This window comes from Salinilacustrithrix flava (assembly GCF_041228405.1).
In the GTDB taxonomy this organism is placed as follows: domain Bacteria; phylum Actinomycetota; class Acidimicrobiia; order Acidimicrobiales; family Salinilacustritrichaceae; genus Salinilacustrithrix; species Salinilacustrithrix flava.
The window spans coordinates 3,575,576-3,596,341 of the sequence record NZ_CP133888.1 but is presented as its reverse complement, the minus strand read 5'-3'; the positions used below and the strand labels follow the sequence as shown (position 1 = coordinate 3,596,341).

Genomic DNA, 20,766 nt, shown 5'->3' with positions numbered 1-20,766 from the left:
CATGACGATCTCCGGACATGTGGCGGACGGCTTCGAACCCGTCCGGGACGCCTTCTCCGCCAACTTCGAGACCCACGGGGAGCTCGGCGCCGGCGTCGCCGTCTACGTCGAGGGCGAGCTGGTGGTCGACCTCGTCGGCGGGACCGCCGACGAGAGCGGCACCCCCTACGGCACCGACGCCCTCCAGCTGGTGTTCTCCACCACCAAGGGCGCCGCCGCGGTCTGCGCCAACCTGCTGGCCCAGCGCGGCGAGCTCGACCCCGACGCCCTCGTCACCGACGTGTGGCCCGAGTACGGCCAGGCCGGCAAGGAGGGCACCACGATCGCCATGCTGCTCGACCACCAGGCCGGCGTGCCCGTGGTCGACGACCCGCCCTCGCTCGAGGAGGTCCTGCAGGTCACCCCCATCGTCGAGGCCCTCGCCGCCCAGGCCCCCCTGTGGGAGCCCGGCACCGCCCACGGCTACCACGCCCTCACCTACGGCTGGCTGGTGGGCGAGGTCGTGCGCCGCATCGACGGGCGCCCGATCGGGCAGTTCTTCGCCGAGGAGGTCGCCGCCCCGCTCGGGCTCGACTTCTGGATCGGCCTGCCCGACGACCAGCAGGGTCGCGTCGTGCCGCTCGTCCCGTCCCGACCGAGCGCGGACGACTTCGACATGGCCTCCCTCGACCCGGAGATCCTGCCGCTGCTGCAGGACCTGGCCACCGCCTTCCTCGACCCGAACAGCACCACCAACCGGGCGCTCATGCTCGACGGCACCTTCCTGCTCGGCGGTGGTCGCCTGGCGTGGAACCTGCCCGAGGTGCGGGCGTCGCAGATCCCCGCGGCCAACGGGGTCACCAACGCGCGGTCGCTGGCCAAGATGTACGCCGCCTGCGTCGGCGAGGTCGACGGGGTCCGCCTGCTCGACGAGGACACCTTGCAGCGGGCGACCACGGAGCACAGCGGCGGGCGTGACCGCGTGCTGATCATGCCCACCCGCTTCGGGCTCGGCTTCATGCTGACGTCCACGTTCTCGCCGCTACTCGGCGAGCGCAGCTTCGGCCATCCCGGCGCCGGTGGCTCGCTCGGCTTCGGCGACCCGGACCACGGGGTGGGCTTCGGCTACGTCATGTCCAAGATGAGCTCGGGGCTGTCGAACGACCCCCGCAGCCGCGGCCTCATCGACGCCCTGCGGAGCTGTCTCTGAGGCGGCCGCTCAGGCGGCGCTGACGTCGTTGGCCGGGATGCCGATGGAGACCTCCCAGGTCCCCCAGGCGCCGACGTCGACGGTGGGGTTCACCCCGCAGGACGTGCAGTGGCCGGTGGAGGTGGGCTGCCAGGCCGCGCCGCACTGCGGGCACGTGCCGGTGAGCATGGTGGAGCGGCGTCCAGCGCCGGTCTCGCCGTAGCGCTCGAAGGAGACCCGCCGGGAGTCCTCGGCCACGTAGTCGACGTAGTCGACCCGGCCGGCCGGCTCGGTGCCGGTCTCGCCGGTGGCCTGGTAGCTGGCCGTGCCGTTCTCGTAGAAGGCGAAGCTCGTGCCGCCGAGGCGGACCTGCTTCTCGCCGGGGCCGCCATCGACCTCGGTGGGTCGGACCGGGAGCCAGACGGTGGCGACCGGCGTGGGCATCCACTCGACCGACAGCCACAGGGCCAGGCCCTCGTCCAGGTGCACGAGCGCCTCCAGCCAGCGGTCGCCCTCCTCCTCCAGATCCAGCAGGCCGTGCACCGAACCGGGCTTGCCGTCGATGCGGACGCGGCGGCCGGGGGACAGGTCAGCACGAGGGTCGAACACGGCGCCTATGGTACGTATCCCCCACGGTGCCGGCGCACCGTCCGTCCCGCCAGCCAGCCCCGACCGGAGCGTTCTTGCACCTCCAGCTCGACGATCGACCCGGCACCACCGACGTGTCGGCGGACGGACTGGCCCTCCGGTTCCACGGCACGCCCGGCCTCGACGTCGTCGGCACCCTCTTCGGCACGCTCGACGCCCTCGGCCTCGCCGTGGTGGTCGAGGTGCTGGCGGCATCCCACCGGGTGCACCTCCTCGACGACGACGGCGTCCTCGCCACCGAGCAGGTCGCGTGCGTCTCACCGACCCCGGACGATCCCCTCCCCGCACGAGCCGACCACGAGGTCCGGGGCCACCGCCTGGAGTTCCGCGCCGAGCACCCCGACCTCGACGCGGCGGCGCTGGCTGCCATCGCGGTCGACCTCCGATCGGGCGCCGATGGCGAGGGTGTGCTCGTGGTCTCCTTCCCCGGGCACCGCGACGCGCTCACGTCGGTCCGGGTCGAGGCCGACGGCTGGGAGACCTGGCACCTGTACCCGGGCGCGGGGCCCCACGCGGTGCGGACCCGCACGCAGGTCGTGCGCCCGTGAGCGACGTTCCCGGCGGCCGCCCCGACCAGCCGGACCCGTGGGATGCCTGGCGGGGGTGGTCCGCCGGCTCGGACGGTCCGACCGACGCTCCCGGGGCGTGGGATGCGTGGAAGAGCTGGGAGTACACGCCGCGGGCCCGTCCCCCGATGGCCACCGGCGCCGGGTGCAGCGGCTGCGGCTCGACCGGCATCGGCGTGATCATCGCCATCGTCGTCTTCATCATGCTGCTGTCCTCCTTCATCGGGTCGATCGGCGCCAGCGACCTGTCGGCCGACGACCTCATCGCCTCGATCGACGCCCTGCCGGTCACCGGACCACGCGACCAGCGGCCACCCGACACCGGCGCGGGGGAGACCACCACGTTCCCGGCGCCCGGTGCCGTGCCCGTCGCGGTCGCCGACCAGATCCAGTCCGTGCGGGCGCCGAGCCAGCGGGACTCGTCCGGCGAATCGGTCTTCCTGCTCTATGAGGAGGCCACCGTGGCCATCCAGCCCGTGGCCGACGGCTCCGAGGTCGTCGTGTTCGACGACAACCGCGCCGCCACCCGCCGCTTCCCGTCGATCCTGCTGCTCCCGGGCTGGTCCGGGACCCTGGACGACTTCGACACCCGCGCCCGCTCCCGGGGCGGGATCGGCGGCTTCCGTGGCGGCGGCGGAGGCTTCGGCAAGTGACCGCCCGGCGATCCGCCACCCCCGCCCCTTCCGCGAAGGAGAGATGAGATGACGACGATGCTGCTCGCTGCCACCACCGACGGGGTGCTCGACGACGTCGGGGCTGCGGCCGCGTGGACGCTCGCGTCCTTGCTGCTGTTCGCCGTCGGGTTCGTGATCATCGACGTGCTGACCCCGGGGCACCTGCGGACCCAGATCCGGGACAACATCAACGCCGCCGTCCTGGTGTCGGCCAAGATGCTCGCCGTCGCCGCGATCGTCTTCGTGTCGGTCTGGACGGCGCCCGACGAGCTCGGCGACGGCATCGTGTACGCCGCCTCGCAGGCCCTCTGGAGCCTGGGTGTGTCGGTGCTCGCGTTCCTGGGCCTCGATCGGCTGATCCCCGGCGGGATCCGCAACGTCGTGAACGAGCCCAGCTTCTCGCCCCGGGTGCTCGTGGCCGGTGCCGCCGAGCTGGCGGTCGCCCTCACCGCGGCGGTGGCGCTGTCCTGACCGGACGATGGGGGCTCCCGTGAGCGCCGCCCGGCTCCCCGAGCCGGTGGACCTGCGCGCCCGGCGGTTCGCCCTGCTCGTGGTGGCCGGCCTGCTGGCCGCCGCCGGCGTGGCCTACGAGCTGTCGCTCCTGCTCCTCGGCACGGTCACCGTCGGTGCCACCGAGCGGGCCAACGCCGTCGTGCTCGGCGCGGCGATGGCCGGCATGGGCGCCGGTGCCGCGTTCGGCGGCCGCCTCGCAGGCCGGCCGGTGCGCGCCTTCGTCGGTGTCGAGGTCGTCCTGGCCATCCTGGGGGCCGCCGCCGCCCCGGGGCTGTACTGGCTGTGGGCGTCGCTCGACACGTTCTGGGGTCCGCTCCTGGTGGTGGCCTTCGCCATCGGGGCCTGCATCGGCGCGGAGATGCCGCTGCTCGCTGCGCTGAACGACCAGCTCGCCCGCCAGCGGGCCGCGTCGGTCGTGGCCAAGCTCACCGCGGCCGACTACCTCGGCGCGTTCCTCGGCGCCATCGCCTTCGCGTTCGCCGTCCGCCCGGTGCTCGGCCTCGTGGGCGCGACCATGGCGATCGCCGCGGTGAACCTCCTGCTGGCGGCAGCCGTCCCGATCGTGATGGGGGTGCCGCTGCGCCAGGGCGCCCTGGTCGTGCCCGGCGCACTGGTGCTGGCCGGCATGGTGGTCCTGGCACCGACCGTCGTGGACGACGGGCGCCAGCGCCTCTACCGCGACCCGATCCTGGCGGTGGACGACCGGGGCCGCTCGGACATCGTGGTCACCGAGCGCCGGCACCGCGACGGCCGGCGCGACACCCGGCTCTTCCTCGACGGCGACCTGCAGCTGTCCAGCGTCGACTCGTACCGGTACCACGAGGCCCTCGTCCACCCGGCGATCGCTGCCGCGCCGGGCCGTGACCTGGACGTGCTGGTGCTCGGCGGCGGCGACTGCGCGGCGGTCACCGAGGCCCTGCGCCACGAGCAGGTGGCGTCGGTGACGCTGGTCGAGCTGGATCCGCGGGTCACGGACGCGGTCGGCGACATCGAGGGGTTCGACGAGCTGTCGGCCGGCTGCGACGACCCCCGCACCGAGGTCATCACCGCGGATGCGTTCGAGTGGATCCGACGCACGGACCGCACCTTCGACGTGCTCGTGGCCGACTTCCCCGACCCGGACACGGCGGCGCTCGGCCGCCTCTACAGCGTGGAGCTCTTCGTCGCCGCCCGGTCGGTGCTCGCTGCCGACGGGACGGTCAGCGTGCAGTGCGGCTCACCCTGGTTCGCCCAAGCGGCGTACTGGACGTGCGCGGCCACGCTCGAGGAGGCCGGCTGGGCGTCGACGCCGTACCTGGCCGACGTGCCGTCGTTCGGCACGTGGGGGTTCCACCTCGCCGTGCCCGACGGTCCCGCCCCGCTCGTCGCGGCGACGGAGCCCCCCGGTGCCCGCTACTGGGACCGCTCGGTGGCGGCCGGGTCGATGGTGCTGCCCCCGGACCTGCTGGTCGAGCGGGACCAGGAGCCGACCACGGTGCTCGAGCCCCGCATCGTGGACGCGCACCAGCGGGCCTGGTTCGACTACTGATGCCGACGACCGACGCTCGGTGAGGTCAGACCGCGGCGTTGCCGGCCACGGCGTCGCGCACGGCCTGGGCGACGTCGGCGGCGGAGGCGCCGGGGCCGAGGATGGCGGCGACGCCTGCGTCGTGGAGGGGGCCGATGTCGTCGTCGGGGATGATGCCGCCGACGATGACGGGGATGTCGAGGCCGTTGTCGCGCAGGGCCTGGACCATGCGGGGGGCGAGGGTCATGTGGCTGGCGTTGTGGAGGGAGAGGCCGACGGCGTCGGCGTCCTCCTGGATGGCGGCGGAGACGACCATCTCGGTGGTCTGGCGCAGGCCGAGGTAGACGACCTCGAAGCCGGCGTCGCGCAGCATGCGGGTGACGACGCGCAGGCCCCGGTCGTGGCCGTCGAGGCCGAGCTTGGCCAGCACGATGCGGATCTGGGGGTCGGCCATCAGATCACGGCCTTCTCGGTGTAGCGGCCGAACTCGGATTCGAGGGCGGCGACGACCTCCTCGAGGGTGGCGTAGGCGGACACGGCGTCGAGCAGGGCGGGGATGAGGTTGGTGCCGGCATCGGCTGCGTCGGCGCGCACCCGGGCGAGGGCGGCCTCGACGGCGGTGTCGTCGCGGTCGGACTTCACGGCGGCGAGACGCTTGCGTTGGAGGTCCTCGACGCCGGGGTCGATGCGCAGGAGGTTCTGCTCGGAGTCCTCGTTGCCCTCGGTGAAGGCGTTGACGCCCACGATGATGCGCTGGCCGCTGTTGACCTCGCGCTGGAAGCGGTAGGAGGCCTCGGCGATCTCGGACACGAAGTAGCCGTCCTCGATGCCGGCGTAGACGCCCTCGAGGATGGAGCCGTCGCCGAGGCGGTCGAGGTGGGCGAAGACCTCCTCGGCCCGGCGCTCCATCTCGTCGGTCATCCACTCCACGTAGGGGGCGCCGCCGAGGGGATCGGCCACGTTGGCCACGCCGGTCTCGTGCGCCACGATCTGCTGGGTGCGCAGGGCGATGCGGGCGGCTTCCTCGGTGGGCAGGGCGAGGGCCTCGTCGTAGGAGTCGGTGTGCAGCGACTGGGTGCCCCCGAGCGCGGCGGACAGGGCCTGGGTGGCGACGCGGGCGATGTTGTTGCGGGGCTGCTGGGCGGTGAGCGATACGCCCGCGGTCTGGGTGTGGAACCGCAGCATGTGGGACTTGGGGTCCTTCGCGCCGTAGCGATCCTTCATCCAGCGGGCCCAGATGCGCCGGGCGGCCCGGAACTTGCCGATCTCCTCGAAGAAGTCGGAGTGGGCGTTGAAGAAGAACGACAGCCGGGGGGCGAACGCGTCGACGTCGATGCCGGCGGCCACGGCGGCCTCGACGTAGGCGAAGCCGTTGGCCAGGGTGAAGGCCAGCTCCTGCGCGGCGGTCGAGCCGGCCTCGCGGATGTGGTAGCCCGACACCGACACCGGGTGCCACCGGGGCATCTCGGCCGAGGTGAACCGCATCAGATCGGTGATCAGGCGCACCGAGGGCCGGGGCGGGAAGATGTACTCCTTCTGGGCCTGGTACTCCTTCAAGATGTCGTTCTGGATCGTGCCCGACAGCGCGGCGCGCTCGACACCGGTCTTCTCGGCCACCGCGATGTACATGGCCATCACGATCGGGGCCGGACCGTTGATCGTCATCGACGTCGACACGCCGGACAGGTCGATGTCGGCGAACAGGTCCTCCACGTCCGCGAGGGTGTCCACGGCCACGCCGGCCCGGCCGACCTCGCCGAGCGACCACTCGCTGTCGGAGTCACGACCCATCAGCGTGGGCATGTCGAAGGCCGTGGACAGGCCCGTGCCACCGTTGCGCAGGATCTCCTTGAACCGCACGTTGGTGTCCTCGGCCGTGCCGAACCCGGCGAACATCCGCATCGTCCACAGCCGCGACCGGTACATCGAGGCGTGGATGCCCCGCGTGTAGGGGTACTGGCCCGGGTACGGGCCCTCCCCGTACACCGGGTCGACCTCGACCCCCGACATCGTCGAGAACGCGGTGTCGCGCAGCTGGGCCGCTTCGTAGGCCGCCTGCCAGGCATCCCGGTACTCGTCGCCGGCAGTGTTGTGGTCGCTCATCGATGGTCCCCTCGTCGCTCGGCGACCAGCCTATGGGGTGGTGTGACGCCGGCCTCAGGCCAGGCCGAGGCGCTGGTGCTGCTCGGTCGGCGCCTCCACCTCGTCGAGCGCGGTCCGGAGCAGCTCGACCAGCTCGGCTTCGACCGTCTCGCCGGTGCGGTTCTCGGCCTCCTCGGGGTCGAGGTCGATGTCGTAGAGGTGGTGGTCCCCCACGTTGCGGTGGCCGCTCACCCAGGTGGGCAGGAGGTCGCCCGGTCGGAACGGCTGGCGCAGCACCGGGATGGACGAGCCGGGCATGTGGTCGAGCCACGCCCGGTCGTCGGGGTCGGGTAGGCCCTGCATCCCGGCGACGTGCAGGGGCATGGTGCTCCAGCGGTTCGACCACATCGACAGCGGGAAGCCGTCGTGCTCGGGCGCCCGGGCGTACTTGCGGTGCCCGTCGGTGACCTGGACCCACGACCCGAACACGCCGCCCAGCGCCCAGTCGCGGATCGAGGTCGCCGTGCCCTCGATCAGGGGCACCATCGACCGGCCGTGCGAGGTGCCGGCCGGTGCGATGCCGAAGACGTCGGCGATGGTGGCGTGGATGTCGACGTTCGTGGTGAGCGCGTCGACGGTGCCGCCACCGGGGCGACCGGGCCACGCGGCCAGCAGGGGGGTGTGGCCGAGCGGCTCGAACTGGGGGACGGCGGGCTTGCCCCAGATGTCGCGACCCCGGCGCTGCTCGCCGAGGTAGTGGCCGTGGTCGGTGCACACGACGAGCGCGGTGTCGCCCCACAGGTCGCGCTCGTCGAAGGCATCGAGGACGCGGCCGAACCAGTGGTCGATCATCGACACCTTGGCCCCGTAGTTGGCCCGGATGTGGCGGCCCTCGGCCTCCGACAGCGTGCCTCTGCTGATGGCGCCGTCGGCGTAGGGAGGCCAGATGAGGGCGTCACCGTCCCACGGACCGTCCTGGTAGCGCGAGGCCCAGGGCTCGGGGGTGTCGAAGGGCTCGTGCGGGTCGAACTCGTCGACGAACAGGAACCACCCGTCGGGGTGGTGGGGCGTGGCCTCCCGCAGCCAGCGGGCGGCGAAGGACATGGTCTGGGGACCGGGGTGGTCCTCCTCGGCGCGCAGGTGCGTGCGGGCGGTGTCATAGGCCCGCTCCAGGCCGGTGAGGCCGAAGGCCCGCTCCCAGAACCAGCCGCCGGGCGCGGCCGGCCGGACCTCGCCCCGAGACGGCTCGCCGATCCAGGACGGGTCGGCCCACGTCCGCCACGGGTCGCCCTCGTGGCCCCGCAGGTACTCCCAGCCCGAGAAGTCGGTGTGGTAGTTCTCGCCGTCCGTCTCGAACAGGTGCGGGTGGTCGGTGACGAGCTGGGTGACGACGCCGGCGTCGCGCAGCTGGGCGGTGATCGGCCGCTCCCACAGCTCGATCGAACCCCAGCACCGCCACAGGAAGTCCAGCGATCCGACGAGGATGTCGTGGCGGGCCGGCATGCAGGGCAGCGACCCGGTGACGTGGCGGGTGAACGTCGTGGCCCGCTCCCGGGCGAAGCGGTCGAGGTTCGGCGTGTCGAACTCGGTGCCGCCGTACGCGCCGAGGTGGTGGCGGTTGAGGGAGTCGAGCAGGACCACGACGAGGTTGCGGGGCCGGCTCGCCGGGGGGGTGGTCACGGCGTCACGATCGGGAACATGCGGGCGAAGGTGTCGACCGCGCCGGCGATGGTGGCCAGCGCGCCGACGTCGCCGTCGACGGCGAGGGTCCCGTCGGCCGTCGCGGCGTCGAGGTCGAGCGCACCGTCGACCAGGGAGACGAGGACCGTCGAGGCGCTGGTGACGCGGGCATCGGCGTCCGGTGCGGTCCGGCCGGGGGAGTGGAACAGGGTGCGGTTGGAGATGCCCATGACGTGCACCTCGTCCCGGTCGGTGAGCGTCCACTCGATGGTGCAGCCGAAGCCGGCGAGCGCGTCCGGGCGGAGGCGCACGCCGAGGGCGTCGAACAGCATCGAGGTGGTCATGCCGGGCGCGAACCCGCCGAGCGACGCGTCACCCAGGTCGAAGGTGCCGGTGCGCAGCTCCTGGGCGCCGGTCAGGTAGAAGTTGCGCCACGGTGCCGACTCGGACGCGAAGCCCAGCCGCTCCAGCACCTCGGCCTGCAGCTCCCGGGCGTCGGCCCGCTCCGGGTCGCTGAACACGACCTGGTTCAGCACCTGGGCCAGCCAGCGCAGGTCCTCGTGTTCCGCAGCCGCTGCCAGAAGTTCACCCGCCGGGGGTCCCCCGGCCCCGTCCAGAACGTCCCGGGCCCTGGCGAGGACGGCGTCGGCGCCGCCCATCCACTCGACCGTGCGGGTGGCGGTCTCCACCGGGGGGAGGGGGTGCAGGTTGGCCGGGTTGCCGTCGAACCAGCCCAGGTAGCGCTGGTACACCGCCTTCACGTTGTGGTTGACCGTGCCGTAGTAGCCCCGCACGTGGTGCTCGCCGGCGAGGTCGTCGAGGTCGGCGAAGGACTCCCGGTCGAGCTGCTCCGCGATCTCGGCCGCGGTCAGGCCGTGGTTGGCCAGGCGCATCGTCTGGTCGTGCAGCCAGCGGTAGAGGTCGCGCTGCTGGACGAGGAACGTCCGGACGTCGTCGGCGCCGAAGCGGGGCCAGTGGTGGCTGGCGAAGCAGGTGTCGGTGACGTCGGCGAACAGATCGATGGACTCGTTGATGTAGCGGCTCCACGCCAGCGAGTCCCGCACCTGGGCGCCGCGCAGCGTGTACAGGTTGTGCATCGTGTGGGTGCAGTTCTCGGCCATGCACAGCAGCCGCAGGTCGGGGAAGTGGAAGTTCATCTCCGCCGGCGCCTCCGTGCCCGGCGTGAGCTGGAACACGATCCGCACGCCGTCGAGCACGCGCTCGGTGCCGGTCTCGTGGATCTCCTCGGTCGGGGGGATGAGCCCGACCGTGCCGAGCGGCGTGGCCTTGCCCAGGCCGGCGTCGACCTGGCCCTCGGGCCCGACCGGCAGCAGCGGCCCGTACATGTACATGGCGCGCCGGACCATCGCCGGCCCCGCGATCACGTTCTCGCTCACCGCCTCCTGGAGGAACCCCGCCGGCGCCAGGACCTGGCAGCGACCGGCGGCGACGTCCTCCGCCGTGGTCACGCCCTCGACCCCGCCGAAGTGGTCGATGTGGGAGTGGGTGTAGATGACGGCGACGACCGGCCGCTCGCCGAGGTGCTCGTTGGCCAGGGCCAGCCCGGCGGCCGCGGTCTCGGCGGCGGTGAGGGGGTCGATGACGATCCAGCCGGTGTCGCCGGCGATGAAGGTGATGTTGGACAGGTCGTAGCCCCGCGCCTGCCACACGCCGCCCCGCCCGTCGGCGTCGGGGGCCTGCACCTCGAAGAGCCCGTGGACGCAGTTCAGCCGGGCCTGGCGCCACAGGCTCGGGTGCACCGAGCTCGGCGCCTCGGGGGTGTCCCGGAGGAAGTCGTACCGACCCGTGTCCCAGATCGGTCGCCCGTCGCGCTCGATGATCCCGGTCGGGTGGCCGGCCACGAAGCCTCGGGTGGCCCGTTCGGCGTCGCCGGTGCCGTCGTCGGGGGCGTCGGTGATCCAGTCCGTACCGGGGTGCTGCATGCCGGCATGGTGGCATCCGGATGGCTGGGGACGCGCTCGTGCACGCGTTCTCGAAGTTGTTGCGAATCGATGACGCGCCTAGTGTTTCGAATTCGTGACGGAACCGCCTCCGGGCGCTCCTCCGGCCCCGTGCCGGCACCGACCCTGTCCCCGACCCCCTCGGACCCATCGCACGCCACCTCGCCCCCAGCCCGCCCGACGCACGCACCTTCGCTCGTCGGCGGCTGGCCTCCCTCGCCGGTGTCCTGGCCCTGGTGCTCGCCATCGCGTCGCTCGTCAGCGTCGGCGGTGACGACGCCGTGGACGTGACCACCGCGACCGCGGCGACCGGATCGGACGCCGGCGACGTGCGGGCCGCATCGGTCGGGTCCCCGAGCGAGGTGCGCGAGCTGCTGTCGGAGACGACCACGACGCTGGTGGAGGCCACCGGCGCCACGACCTCCACGACGGCGGCGCCCGCGACCAGCACGTCCACGACGGCCGCAGCCCCGGCGACGGACGACACCGACGACGCTGGCGCGACCTCGACGACCACCGAGGCGCCGACGGCCCGGGCCCTGCACACCGAGTCCACCACCACCACGACGGCGGCGCCGACGACCACCGAGGCCCCGCGTCGCCAGGCCACGACGACCACGACCGCGGCACCCCGCCCGGCCCCGACCACCACGGCCGCGCCCACGACGACCACCACGGCACCGCCGCCCCCGCCGCCCACCAGCGAGCCCTCGGACGGCGGCTACGCGTACGACGATCCCCGTGGCACCCAGGTCTGGTACGACCTCGCCCAGTGCGAGTCCGGCGGCAACTGGTCGATCAACACCGGCAACGGGTACTACGGCGGCCTCCAGTTCGCGCTGGCGACGTGGGAGTCGGTCGGTGGCTCCGGCTACCCCCACGAGCACCCGGCGGCGACCCAGATCGACTTCGGGCGCACCCTGCAGGCCCGCCAGGGCTGGGGCGCGTGGCCGCACTGCTCCGAGAAGCTCGGCCTGCGTTGACCCTCCCCGGTCCCCGCTGACCGGCGCTCCGCTCGCTGCGTCGCAACACGACTACCGTGCGAGCGGTGGCAGGGTCGGGGAGCGATCGAGCGTCGACGAGACCCGAGCGGCCCCCGCGCCGAGCCCAGACCTGGCTGTTCTCCCTCGCCCTGGTCGTGCTGGTCCTGGGGACCGCCGCCGGCGTCGTGCTGGCCCGAGCCCGCGCCGTCGAGGCGGTCGAGGACCGGGCGCGGCGAGCGGCGAGCAGCGCGGCGGCGCTGCTCGAGATCGACGTGCGCCAGGTCGCTGCCGGCCTGGGCGGCGCGGCAGCCGTCGTCGGCCCCGACGGCGAGCTCGACGTCGAGGTCTTCCGCTCCTTCGCCAGCGATCCGCTGAGCGGCGAGGAGGTGCGCCAGCTCGCCCTCATCGACGTCATCACCGCCGACGAGCGTGCCGAGTTCGAGGATCGGATCGGCGCCGACATCACGGTCCTCGACGACCGGGGCCGGCTCGTGCCGGCCCCCACGACGCCGGTGCACCACCCGGTGCTGAGCGTCCAGCCCGACGTGGCCGAAGGTGCCGCGGTCGGGTTCGACTTCGGGGCCGACCCGACCCGTCGCGCCGTGCTCGAGGCGGCCCAGCGGACGCGGGCCGCGGCGGTGGGCGGGGTCGTCGACGTGCCCAGCGAGGTGGGGCCGGTCGTCGCGGTCGTGCGCCCGCTGCTGGACGGCGACCACGAGGTCCGGGGGTTCGTGGCCACCGGCATCCCCGTGTCGCGCCTGCAGGAGTCGATCCGCACCGCGGTGGTGTCGGGCGCACCCATCGCGCTGGTCGACGGGGAGTCCCTCATCGCCGGCGACGAGCTGCGGGATCCGGAGGAGGCGACGGCCGCCGACGTCGACGTCCCGTCCGGGTCGTGGCAGGTGCTGGTCGGACCGGGCAGCGGACCCGACCTCGCGCTGGCGTGGCTCGTGGCCGCCGGCGGCCTCGTCGCGATCCTCGCCATGGCTGCGCTCGTCATCGTGACCGAGCGCCACCAGCGCCGCCTCGGTGGGGCCAACGCCCTGCTCGCCACCAACGAGGAGCGCAGCCGAGCGGTCCAGGTCGTCGCCGGTCGCCTCGCACGCGCCCTGAGCGGCAGCGACGTCGCTGCCGCGCTCGTCGACCACCTGCCCGCGGCCGTCGGCGCACGCTCGGCCGTGGTGGCCACCATGGACCGGGCCGGACGGCTCGCCGTCATCGAGCGCGAACCGGCTGGCGACCAGGGTGGCGAGGAGGGAGAGGACGAGGGGCGCGCCGTCGAGGCCCGGCCGCTACCGGTGCCCGTCGTGGGATCCGTGGTGGAGGGCGCCCTCGCCCGGCGCGAACCGGCGTGGTTGTCGTCTCCGCTCGGGTGGAAGGGCGACGAGGTGGCCACCGAGCTCGCCGGCGACGGCCAGGCCCTCGCCGTCCTGCCCCTGCTCGCCGAGGACGTCACCGGCGTCCTGGCCGTGTCCTACCCCCGGCTGCACATCTTCGGTGACGACGAGCAGGCCCTGCTGCAGACGGTCGGGGTGCTGGCCGCCCGGGCCCTGGCGCGCGGGCGTCGCTACGACGCCGAGCACGAGACCGCGGTGGCGTTCCAGCGGGCCGCCCTGCCCGATGCCCTGCCCACCGTGGCGGGCGCCACCGTGGCCGCCCGCTACCGACCGGCGACGCACGGTGCGACGGTGGGCGGCGACTGGTACGACGCCCTGCTCCTCGACGGTGACCGCGTCCTGCTCGTGGTCGGCGACGTGGTCGGCCACGGCATGGTCGCGGCAGCCGCCATGGGCCGGCTGCGCACGGCCTTCCAGACCATCGTCCGCTTCACCGCGGACCCCGGACTGATCCTCCAGGCGATCAACCAGCAGGTGCTGACGATCCCCGACGCGTTCTGCACGACGGTGGTGTGCGTCGTGCTCGAACTCGGCACCGGCGAGCTGGTGTGGTCCCGGGCCGGGCACCCCCCGCCGCTCGTCGTCGGCGCCGGCGGGCGTGAGCTGCTCGACGAGCCCTGCCTGCCCCCGCTCGGCGTCGCCGCCGATGCGGTCGCGCCCGTGCACCGACGGATGCTGGCCACCGGCGACGTCGTGGTGCTCTACACCGATGGCCTGGTCGAGCGCCGCACCGAGGCGCTCGACCAGGGCTTCCGCCGCCTCGGGGCGGTGGCCGAGGAGCTGATCGACCTCGATCCCGAGGAGCTCAGCGACGCGCTGGTCGAGGCGCTCGTGCCGGCCGAGGACCAGACCGACGACCTCGCCGTCCTCGTGGTGCGCTTCGAGGGCCGGAGCTCAGGTGGCTGCTGAGGCCGCGGGGCGAGCCTGCAGGGTGGCCCACTGGTAGGTGCTGAGGGCCATGAGGAGCACCCCGTTGGGGACGTGCCAGGCCGCAGCCTCGAGCTGCTCGCGCCCGACGTAGCCGAGGCCGACCTGGGCGAAGGTGAGCATGCCGATGAGGGCGGCGACGGTGAGCTGCGAGGTGGAGGGCCGCCGGTAGATGGCGAGGGCCAGGTTGGCGACGGCGAGCACGAAGAGTCCGTTGCCGACGTAGCCGTGCACCACGATGTCCCAGGTCCCGAAGAGCCGCTGCGAGCGCCCGGCCATGAGGGCGAGCACGAGGACGAGGACGGCCATGACCGCCGCGAGGGCGCGCTGGACGCCCGCCAGGCGCTGGCGGTTCACGCCGGCACCATCGGTTCCAGGCCGGCCTCGATCCGCTCGGTGACCTCGTCGACCGTGCCGGTGCCGTCGACCCGGACGAGGATGCCGCGCGACTCGTAGAAGTCGACGAGCGGAGCGGTGTTGTCCTCGTACACGGCCAGGCGCTCGCGGATGACCTCCTCGGTGTCGTCGCTGCGGCCCTGCTCCTCGCCCCGCTGCACGAGGCGGCGGACGAGCTCGTCCTCGGGCACCTCGAGCATGATCACGGCGTGGAAGGTGCGCTTGAACTGCAGCCCCCACTCGTAGGCGAAGCGGGCCTGGGTCAGGGTGCGGGGGAAGCCGTCGAGGAGGAAGCCCTCGAGGATCTCGCCGGTGCCGTCGCCGCCGATCTTGCGCAGCACCATGTCGATGACGAGGTCGTCGGGCACGAGGCGGCCGGCGTCCATGTGCGACTTGGCCTGTTTGCCGAGGTCGGTGCCCCGGGCGACGTGGTCCCGCAGGAGGTCCCCGGTGGCGAGGTGGGGGACGCCGTGGCGGTCCGCGAGGCGTTGCCCCTGGGTGCCCTTGCCTGCGCCGGGTGGCGCGAGCAGCAACGCTCGGAACACGGTCTTCCCCTGTGGCTCGACGGTGTGGTCCGACGACGCTAGCGCACCGGCGCGCCCCGGCCGGGAGGCGCGCCGGGCCCTCGCGCCGGTGGCAGGATGGCCGCCCTATGAGCCCCACGGAGACCGCAGACACCAGCACGCCCATCGAGGACCGCATCGGTCCGCGAGGCGTCTGGTGGCCCACCGATGCGATGCCGGCGGGGGCAGCCGTCGAGTTCGCCCAGTGGCTCGAGTCCCTCGGCTACGGCGCCCTGTGGATCCCCGAGACCCTCGGCCGCGACCCCTTCGCCCACGCCGCGCACCTGCTGTCGAGCACCTCGACGCTGGCCGTGGCCACCGGCATCGCCAACATCTTCAACCGCCACCCGGGGTCGATGCGCCAGGCGCAGCTGACCCTGGCCGAGCAGTCCGGCGGGCGCTTCCTGCTCGGCGCCGGCGTCTCCCACGCCCCGATCGTGGCCGGGGTGCGCAAGCTCGACTACTCCAAGCCCCTGACCTCGATGCGCGAGCACCTCCAGGGCATGGCCGATTCGATGTACATGGCGCCCGCACCCGCCGTGCCGCCCAAGACCGTGATCGCCGCGCTCGGCCCCAAGATGCTGGAGCTGGCGGCCAGCGCGGCCGACGGCGCCCACCCGTACTGGACCACCCCCGAGCACACCGCCCAGGCCAAGGCCGTCCTCGGCGACGACAAGATGCTCTGCGTCGAGCAGAAGGTGGTGCTGTGCACCGACGCGGCCGAGGCCCGGGCCACGGCGCGCGCCGCGCTCGGCGTGTACATCGGCCTGCCGAACTACTTCAAGAACTGGTTCCGCCTCGGCTTCGACGAGAGCGATCTGGCCGACGGTGGCTCGGATCGCCTCATCGACGCCCTCGTGCCGTGGGGCACCGCGGAGGAGATCGAGGCCCGCGTCGCCGAGCACGTCGATGCCGGCGCCACCCACGTGTGCCTGCAGCCGCTCAAGCCGTCGGCCCGCATGGGCGAGCCCGACCGCGAGGCACTCGAGGCGCTCGCCCCCCGATGAGCAAGATCCTGTTCGTCGACGCCGGCCTCGCCGCGGGCTGGCGTCGGGCCGAACCCGACCTGGACCAGCTCGACGAGGTCGTCGCCGCCGCCCGCGAGCTGGTCGACGACACGGTCGTGCTGGCCGACGCGTCGCTCAAGTGGTCGTTGCCGGAGTCCCAGCAGGAGCGCTTCGAGGAGTACCGGGGCACGGCCGCCGTGCTGTGCGCGCCCGGCGGCACCAAGGGCGGGCACCACGCCTTCCTGGCGACGGCGGCCCGGGCCGCAGCGGCCAAGGGCAAGGACGTGTGGGTGCTGTCCGCGCTGGACCTGGGGGAGGGGCCGTGGCGCACGGCCCTGCTCCGCCGTCCCGACGGCCACTGGAGCATCGAGCTCCAGTAGCCGCCGGCAGGATTCGTCTTCATGGGAGTTGCGAGGCGCAGCCGAGCAACTCCAGGAACCGACGCTCGCCCAGCGAGCGGCGGTTCACCCGTTCTTGGGGAGGTCCTTGAAGGGGAGGACCTTGTCCTGGTTGGGCTCCTTGGGGAGGCCGAGGACGCGCTCGCCGATGATGTTCTTCTGGATCTGGTCGGTGCCGCCGTAGATGGCGGGGCCGGGGGAGAACAGGGCGGACTCGGTGATCATGCCGAGGAACGGGTTGCCGGTGGCGGCGTCGAGCTTCTTGCGGCTCTCCCCGTCGTAGGCGTGCAGCGTGGCCATGGGGCCGAGGATCTTCATGCCCGTCTCGCGGTTGACCCGCAGGATCTCCGACATCGACAGCTTCATGATGTTCGGCAGGCCGGGGATGTCCTTCTTCGCCGCCTTCGCCGCCTTGGCCCGCAGGTTGTTCATGCGGGCGATCTCGTGGAGCGTGTGCAGGCGCATGAGGTCCTGGCGGATGGGGCCGTCGTCGACCTTCCCTGCGGCCTTGGCCATCTCGATGAGGCCCTTGGCCCCGCCGCGACCGGCGGTGGCGCCACCGCCGGTGGAGCGGCGCTGGTCGGGGCTGCGCACGAAGTCGCCGACCCGCTTGGCGAGGTCGCCGGCGACGGTGCCGGGCGAGGCGAGGGAGGCGGCGGCCGAGCCGCCACCGGCACCGAGGCCGGAGCGCTCGTACATGAGCGTGGTGTTGGCGACGCGCCAGCCGTTGTTGAGGCCGCCGATGACCCACTCGTCCGGTACGCGGATGTCGGACATGAAGACCTCGTTGAACATGGCCCGGCCCGTCATCTCCTTGAGCGGGCGGACGTCCATGCCGTCCTGGTGCATGTCCACGGCGAAGTAGGTGATGCCCTGGTGCTTGGGCTGCTCGGGGTCGGTGCGGGCGATGAGCATGCCCATGTCGGCGATGTGGCCGCCGGAGGTCCAGACCTTCTGACCGTTGACGATCCACTCCTCGCCGTCCTTGAGCGCCCGGGCGTTGATGCCAGCGAGGTCGGAGCCGGCGCCGGGCTCGGAGAAGAGCTGGCACCAGGCCCGCTGCCCGGTGATGATGTCCTTCACCAGGGTGCGCTTGTGCTCGTCGGAGCCGTGGTCGATGATCGTCGGACCGGCCAGGAGCAGGCCGAGGCCACCGGGGGCGGGGAGGGCGCCGAACTCGCCGATGCGGTTCTGCACGGCCACGGCCTCGGAGCGGTTGAGGTCCTTGCCGTACCACTCCTCGGGCCACATGGGGGCGCCCCAGCCGGACAGGCCCAGGCGGTTCCACCACTCCTCGACCGTGATGTCCGGGTCCCAGTTCTCGTTGAGCCACTCGTCGAGCTCGGCGATGATCTCGGTCTCGGATCGATCAGCGGTGCGCGGTGCAGTGTCCGTCATGGCCAACATGGAGCCACAAACTTGACCCGCCGGTCAAGTCGTTCCGGGGCCGCTCGCGGTGGGGCACGATGGGCCCATGGCGACCCGGATCCTGACGTGGAACGTGCAGGGCCGGGCGCGGCCCGACCTCGAGCCCCTCGCCACCGCCATCGCCGATTCCCTCCCCGACGTCGTGGCCCTGCAGGAGGTCCAGCGGGCCCAGGCGCGGTGGCTGGCGGCCCGGCTCGGGTGGTCGCTGGTGTGGCGGTTCAAGCACTGGCCGCTCGTGGTGCCGGCGGAGGGCCTGGCGCTCCTGTCACCGTCGCCGATGGAGGACGTGGCGATGGTCCACCTCGCCCACCCGTACCGGGTCTGGTCGTGGCGGCGGCGGATCGCGGTGCGGGCTGAGGTGGTCACCGCAGACGGCCCGCTGGTCGTGGTGGCGGCCCACCTCGGCGCCGGGGTCGACGACACCGAGCGGTCCCGGCAGGCCGAGCTGGCCGCCGGCCTGCTGCGTGCGGGTCACCTCCCGGTGCCTCGCGGGTGCGTGGTCGGCGACCTCAACACCCGCCCCGGGTCGGCGGTGCTGGACGCGTTCGCCGCCCACGGCCTGCGCGACGCATGGGGTGACGCGCATCCGGACGAGCCAGGGCCGACCAACTGGTCGCGCGGGCCACGGGACCGGGCGCCGGACCAGCGGCTCGACTACGCCCTGGTCGGGCACGGCCTCGAGGTGGTCGACGTGGCGGTGCCGACCCACGGGGAGCCGGGCTTCGAGCGCTACGCCGCGCTGTCGGACCACCTGCCCGTCACGGTGACCGTGGTGCCCCGGAGCCCGGCCTCCTAGGCCGGGTCGTCGACCGATGCGTCGGTGCCCTCGTCCTCCGGGGTGTCGACGGCGAGCAGCAGGTCACCCTCCTCGGCCGAGGCACGGGGCCCGTAGCCCACCATCACGATGCCCTTGGTACCGCACTCGCGGCACGTCATGGCCAGGATCGCCGACATGTCGTCCGGGTCGGACGCACCTTCCATGCGGCGGAACACGTCGACCACGACGTCCTCGGGCCGCTCCTCGTGGCGGCACTTCGTGCAGCGGACCACGCCGCCGTCGCCGACGACGAAGTCGGCCCCGTACCCCTGCGAGCGCAGGTCGTCGATCTCCGCAGTGGCGGTGGTGTTGTCGGAGGGCGCTCCGGGGACGGGGTCCATGTCGTCTTCCTCACGTTGGGAGGTCATCGTCCCGTTCTACCCCGTCGGAGCGGATCCTGGACGTGGTGCGGTCTGCATCGCGCCCGCTCGTGGGCCACACTCGCACGATGCTCTGGCGGATTCCACTGCTCCTCCTCTTCGTCGCGGGTGCGGCCGGCTGCACGAGCGGGGGCGACGAGGCATCGGCCGACGCCGACGGGCTCTCGATCGAGCTCGAGCTGGCCGACGACCACGCCCTCGTCGGCCGGCTCGTGATCGAGAGCGACGAGCCGGTCCGCCCGCAGATCGAGGTCGTCGGCACCGAGCGCAGCTTCGAGATCCCCGTCGCGGGGCGTGCGAGCCGGCACGAGATCCCGGTGGTGGGCCTGCGAGCCGAGCACGACTACCAGGTGTCGGTCTCCGTGGGGGAGGAGGTCGTCGAGGCCGGCCTGCGCACCGGTGCGCTCCCCGACCGACTGCCCGAGCTGCGCATCGCGACCGCCGAGCCGGGCGAGATGAGCGGGGGATTCACCGTCTTCAACGTCCTGGGGCTCCCCGAAGGCGATCCGCCGAGCGAGGGGCTCGCCATCGCGGTCGACGCCGAGGGCGAGGTGGTCTGGTACCACCTGACGGACCATCCGATCGGCGATCTGCGCCAGCTCGAGGACGGCACGATCCTGCACGAGTACAACGACACCGGGGCCCGGCGCATCGACCTGTTCGGGGAGACGCTCGAGGAGTGGGGAGGCGAGATCATCATGGGTCCGCTCCGGCTCGACGCCCACGAACGGCAGGTGGTCGGGGAGGGGGCCACCGAGGTGGCGACGGACTCCATGCACCACGAGGTCGGCATGCTCGACAACGGCAACCTCGTGGCCGTGAGCAGCGAGATGCGGACCTACGACGGGTTCGCGGGCCCGCTCTGCGGTGAGGGCGAGGACTTCGACGGCAGCTACGACCTCATCGTCGACGTGATCGTGGAGTTCCAGCCGGATGGGACGGTCGTCGCCGAGTACCCCCTCGCCGACCACCTCGACCCGGTCGCCCGAGCGCGCGACCAGAACGTCTGCGGTCTGCCCTTCGACGACGTCTTCCCCAACTGGCTGTACCGGGCCCAGGGCGAAGCCGACGCCCTCGACTGGACCCACGCGAACGCGGTGGTGTCGGACCCGAGCGGAGCGGCCTTCACCGTGTCGGTGCGCCACCTCGACGCCATCTTGCAGATCGACCGCGCCACGGGCGAGCTGCTGTGGCGGTTCGGGCCCGGAGGTGACCTCGAGGTCGAGCACCCGTCCGACTACTCCTCGCACCAGCACGCCCCGGAGTGGCAGGACGACGGCACCCTGCTGGTCTACGACAACGGCAACGTGAGAGCTCCGGGGCCGGACGACCCCGCCGACGTCGAGCCCACCACTCGTGCCGTCCAGTACCGCATCGACCCCGAGGCCGGGACGGCCGAGGTCGTGTGGTCCTACACCGCCACCGTCGACGGGGAGCCCGCCTACGCCTCCTTCGTCGGGGATGCCGACCGGATGGCCAACGGCAACGTGCTGATGACGAACGGCGGCTACGCCGACCGTCCCGACCAGGTGTCGGCCCAGATCGTGGAGGTCGTGCCCGACGACTCCCCGGCGGGCGGCCGGATCGTGTTCGACCTGCGCCTGGACCACCCGGACCAACCGATCATCTACCGGGCCGAGCGGGTCGAGACGTTCTACCCGGCGGGCTGAG

Annotated in this window: 20 protein-coding genes; 11 read left to right on the top strand and 9 right to left on the bottom strand. The window is 72.9% G+C overall.

Annotated features, from left to right (window positions below; genetic code table 11):
* Window position 1: 1 nt before the first annotated feature.
* On the top strand, window positions 2-1,189 hold the full coding sequence (locus tag RGQ06_RS17640; RefSeq protein ID WP_432430036.1) for a serine hydrolase domain-containing protein: 1,188 nt from the start codon (window positions 2-4) through the stop codon (window positions 1,187-1,189).
* A gap of 9 nt (window positions 1,190-1,198) precedes the next feature.
* On the opposite strand, the gene RGQ06_RS17635 is transcribed toward RGQ06_RS17640, so the two are convergent.
* On the bottom strand, window positions 1,199-1,777 hold the full coding sequence (locus RGQ06_RS17635; protein ID WP_432430035.1) for a DUF4178 domain-containing protein: 579 nt from the start codon (window positions 1,775-1,777) through the stop codon (window positions 1,199-1,201).
* A gap of 74 nt (window positions 1,778-1,851) precedes the next feature.
* On the opposite strand from RGQ06_RS17635, the gene RGQ06_RS17630 reads away from it, so the two are divergent.
* Genes RGQ06_RS17630 through RGQ06_RS17615 form a run of 4 tightly spaced genes read left to right on the top strand, consistent with a single transcriptional unit; the run spans window position 1,852 to window position 5,097 of the window.
* Entirely contained in the window at window positions 1,852-2,364 is a 513-nt protein-coding gene (locus RGQ06_RS17630; RefSeq protein WP_432430034.1) for a DUF2617 family protein, read from the top strand.
* Window positions 2,361-3,035 (top strand): DUF4247 domain-containing protein, encoded by a 675-nt coding sequence (locus RGQ06_RS17625; RefSeq protein WP_432430033.1) that lies wholly within the window; start codon window positions 2,361-2,363, stop codon window positions 3,033-3,035. Before RGQ06_RS17630 ends, RGQ06_RS17625 begins: the two co-directional genes overlap by 4 nt.
* Before the next feature lie 48 nt (window positions 3,036-3,083).
* Entirely contained in the window at window positions 3,084-3,527 is a 444-nt protein-coding gene (locus RGQ06_RS17620; RefSeq protein WP_432430032.1) for a DUF350 domain-containing protein, read from the top strand.
* Between the two features lie 19 nt (window positions 3,528-3,546).
* Window positions 3,547-5,097, top strand: coding sequence for a polyamine aminopropyltransferase (locus RGQ06_RS17615; RefSeq protein WP_432430031.1), 1,551 nt, complete (start codon window positions 3,547-3,549; stop codon window positions 5,095-5,097).
* A 25-nt stretch (window positions 5,098-5,122) separates the two neighbouring features.
* Here the strand turns inward: RGQ06_RS17615 and RGQ06_RS17610 are convergent, their stop codons facing one another.
* From RGQ06_RS17610 to RGQ06_RS17595, 4 genes are read right to left on the bottom strand one after another with little or no spacing between them, the layout of a single operon-like run.
* A complete protein-coding gene (locus RGQ06_RS17610) occupies window positions 5,123-5,530 on the bottom strand; it encodes a cobalamin B12-binding domain-containing protein (RefSeq protein ID WP_432430030.1) in 408 nt (135 codons plus the stop codon).
* The gene (locus tag RGQ06_RS17605; protein WP_432430029.1) at window positions 5,530-7,179 is read right to left on the bottom strand and encodes an acyl-CoA mutase large subunit family protein; all 1,650 of its coding nucleotides are present in this window, start codon (window positions 7,177-7,179) and stop codon (window positions 5,530-5,532) included. The genes RGQ06_RS17610 and RGQ06_RS17605 overlap by 1 nt, the downstream gene beginning before the upstream one ends.
* Window positions 7,180-7,233: 54 nt before the next feature.
* Window positions 7,234-8,838 (bottom strand): sulfatase, encoded by a 1,605-nt coding sequence (locus tag RGQ06_RS17600; protein WP_432430028.1) that lies wholly within the window; start codon window positions 8,836-8,838, stop codon window positions 7,234-7,236.
* A complete protein-coding gene (locus RGQ06_RS17595; protein ID WP_432430027.1) occupies window positions 8,835-10,781 on the bottom strand; it encodes an alkyl/aryl-sulfatase in 1,947 nt (648 codons plus the stop codon). The genes RGQ06_RS17600 and RGQ06_RS17595 overlap by 4 nt, the downstream gene beginning before the upstream one ends.
* Window positions 10,782-11,035: 254 nt before the next feature.
* Between RGQ06_RS17595 and RGQ06_RS17590 the strand changes: the two genes are divergently transcribed.
* Together RGQ06_RS17590 and RGQ06_RS17585 are read left to right on the top strand one after the other, a co-directional pair.
* On the top strand, window positions 11,036-11,782 hold the full coding sequence (locus RGQ06_RS17590; RefSeq protein WP_432430026.1) for a transglycosylase family protein: 747 nt from the start codon (window positions 11,036-11,038) through the stop codon (window positions 11,780-11,782).
* A gap of 65 nt (window positions 11,783-11,847) precedes the next feature.
* Window positions 11,848-14,088, top strand: a complete 2,241-nt coding sequence (locus RGQ06_RS17585; RefSeq protein ID WP_432430025.1) for a SpoIIE family protein phosphatase — start codon at window positions 11,848-11,850, stop codon at window positions 14,086-14,088.
* Here the strand turns inward: RGQ06_RS17585 and RGQ06_RS17580 are convergent.
* Together RGQ06_RS17580 and RGQ06_RS17575 are read right to left on the bottom strand one after the other, a co-directional pair.
* Window positions 14,074-14,463: a hypothetical protein gene (locus tag RGQ06_RS17580; protein ID WP_432430024.1), complete on the bottom strand. Its 390-nt coding sequence runs from the start codon at window positions 14,461-14,463 to the stop codon at window positions 14,074-14,076. The two genes, RGQ06_RS17585 and RGQ06_RS17580, sit on opposite strands and share 15 nt — an antisense overlap.
* Window positions 14,460-15,047 carry an adenylate kinase gene (locus tag RGQ06_RS17575; protein WP_432430023.1) on the bottom strand — a complete coding sequence of 196 codons (588 nt, stop codon included), beginning with the start codon at window positions 15,045-15,047 and terminating at the stop codon, window positions 14,460-14,462. The genes RGQ06_RS17580 and RGQ06_RS17575 overlap by 4 nt, the downstream gene beginning before the upstream one ends.
* Window positions 15,048-15,154: 107 nt before the next feature.
* Between RGQ06_RS17575 and RGQ06_RS17570 the strand changes: the two genes are divergently transcribed.
* Window positions 15,155-16,072: a TIGR03620 family F420-dependent LLM class oxidoreductase gene (locus tag RGQ06_RS17570; RefSeq protein WP_432430022.1), complete on the top strand. Its 918-nt coding sequence runs from the start codon at window positions 15,155-15,157 to the stop codon at window positions 16,070-16,072.
* A complete protein-coding gene (locus RGQ06_RS17565) occupies window positions 16,069-16,452 on the top strand; it encodes a hypothetical protein (protein ID WP_432430021.1) in 384 nt (127 codons plus the stop codon). Before RGQ06_RS17570 ends, RGQ06_RS17565 begins: the two co-directional genes overlap by 4 nt.
* An 84-nt stretch (window positions 16,453-16,536) precedes the next feature.
* On the opposite strand, the gene RGQ06_RS17560 is transcribed toward RGQ06_RS17565, so the two are convergent.
* Window positions 16,537-17,868, bottom strand: coding sequence for an acyl-CoA dehydrogenase family protein (locus tag RGQ06_RS17560; protein WP_432430020.1), 1,332 nt, complete (start codon window positions 17,866-17,868; stop codon window positions 16,537-16,539).
* 76 nt (window positions 17,869-17,944) lie between these two features.
* Here RGQ06_RS17560 and RGQ06_RS17555 point away from each other — a divergent pair, with 76 nt between their 5' ends.
* Complete coding sequence (locus RGQ06_RS17555) at window positions 17,945-18,694, top strand: endonuclease/exonuclease/phosphatase family protein (protein ID WP_432430019.1); 750 nt, start codon at window positions 17,945-17,947, stop codon at window positions 18,692-18,694.
* Here the strand turns inward: RGQ06_RS17555 and RGQ06_RS17550 are convergent.
* Window positions 18,691-19,056, bottom strand: coding sequence for a hypothetical protein (locus tag RGQ06_RS17550; protein WP_432430018.1), 366 nt, complete (start codon window positions 19,054-19,056; stop codon window positions 18,691-18,693). The genes RGQ06_RS17555 and RGQ06_RS17550 overlap by 4 nt on opposite strands.
* 107 nt (window positions 19,057-19,163) lie before the next feature.
* Between RGQ06_RS17550 and RGQ06_RS17545 the strand changes: the two genes are divergently transcribed.
* Window positions 19,164-20,765, top strand: a complete 1,602-nt coding sequence (locus RGQ06_RS17545; RefSeq protein WP_432430017.1) for an aryl-sulfate sulfotransferase — start codon at window positions 19,164-19,166, stop codon at window positions 20,763-20,765.
* Window position 20,766 lies beyond the last annotated feature (1 nt).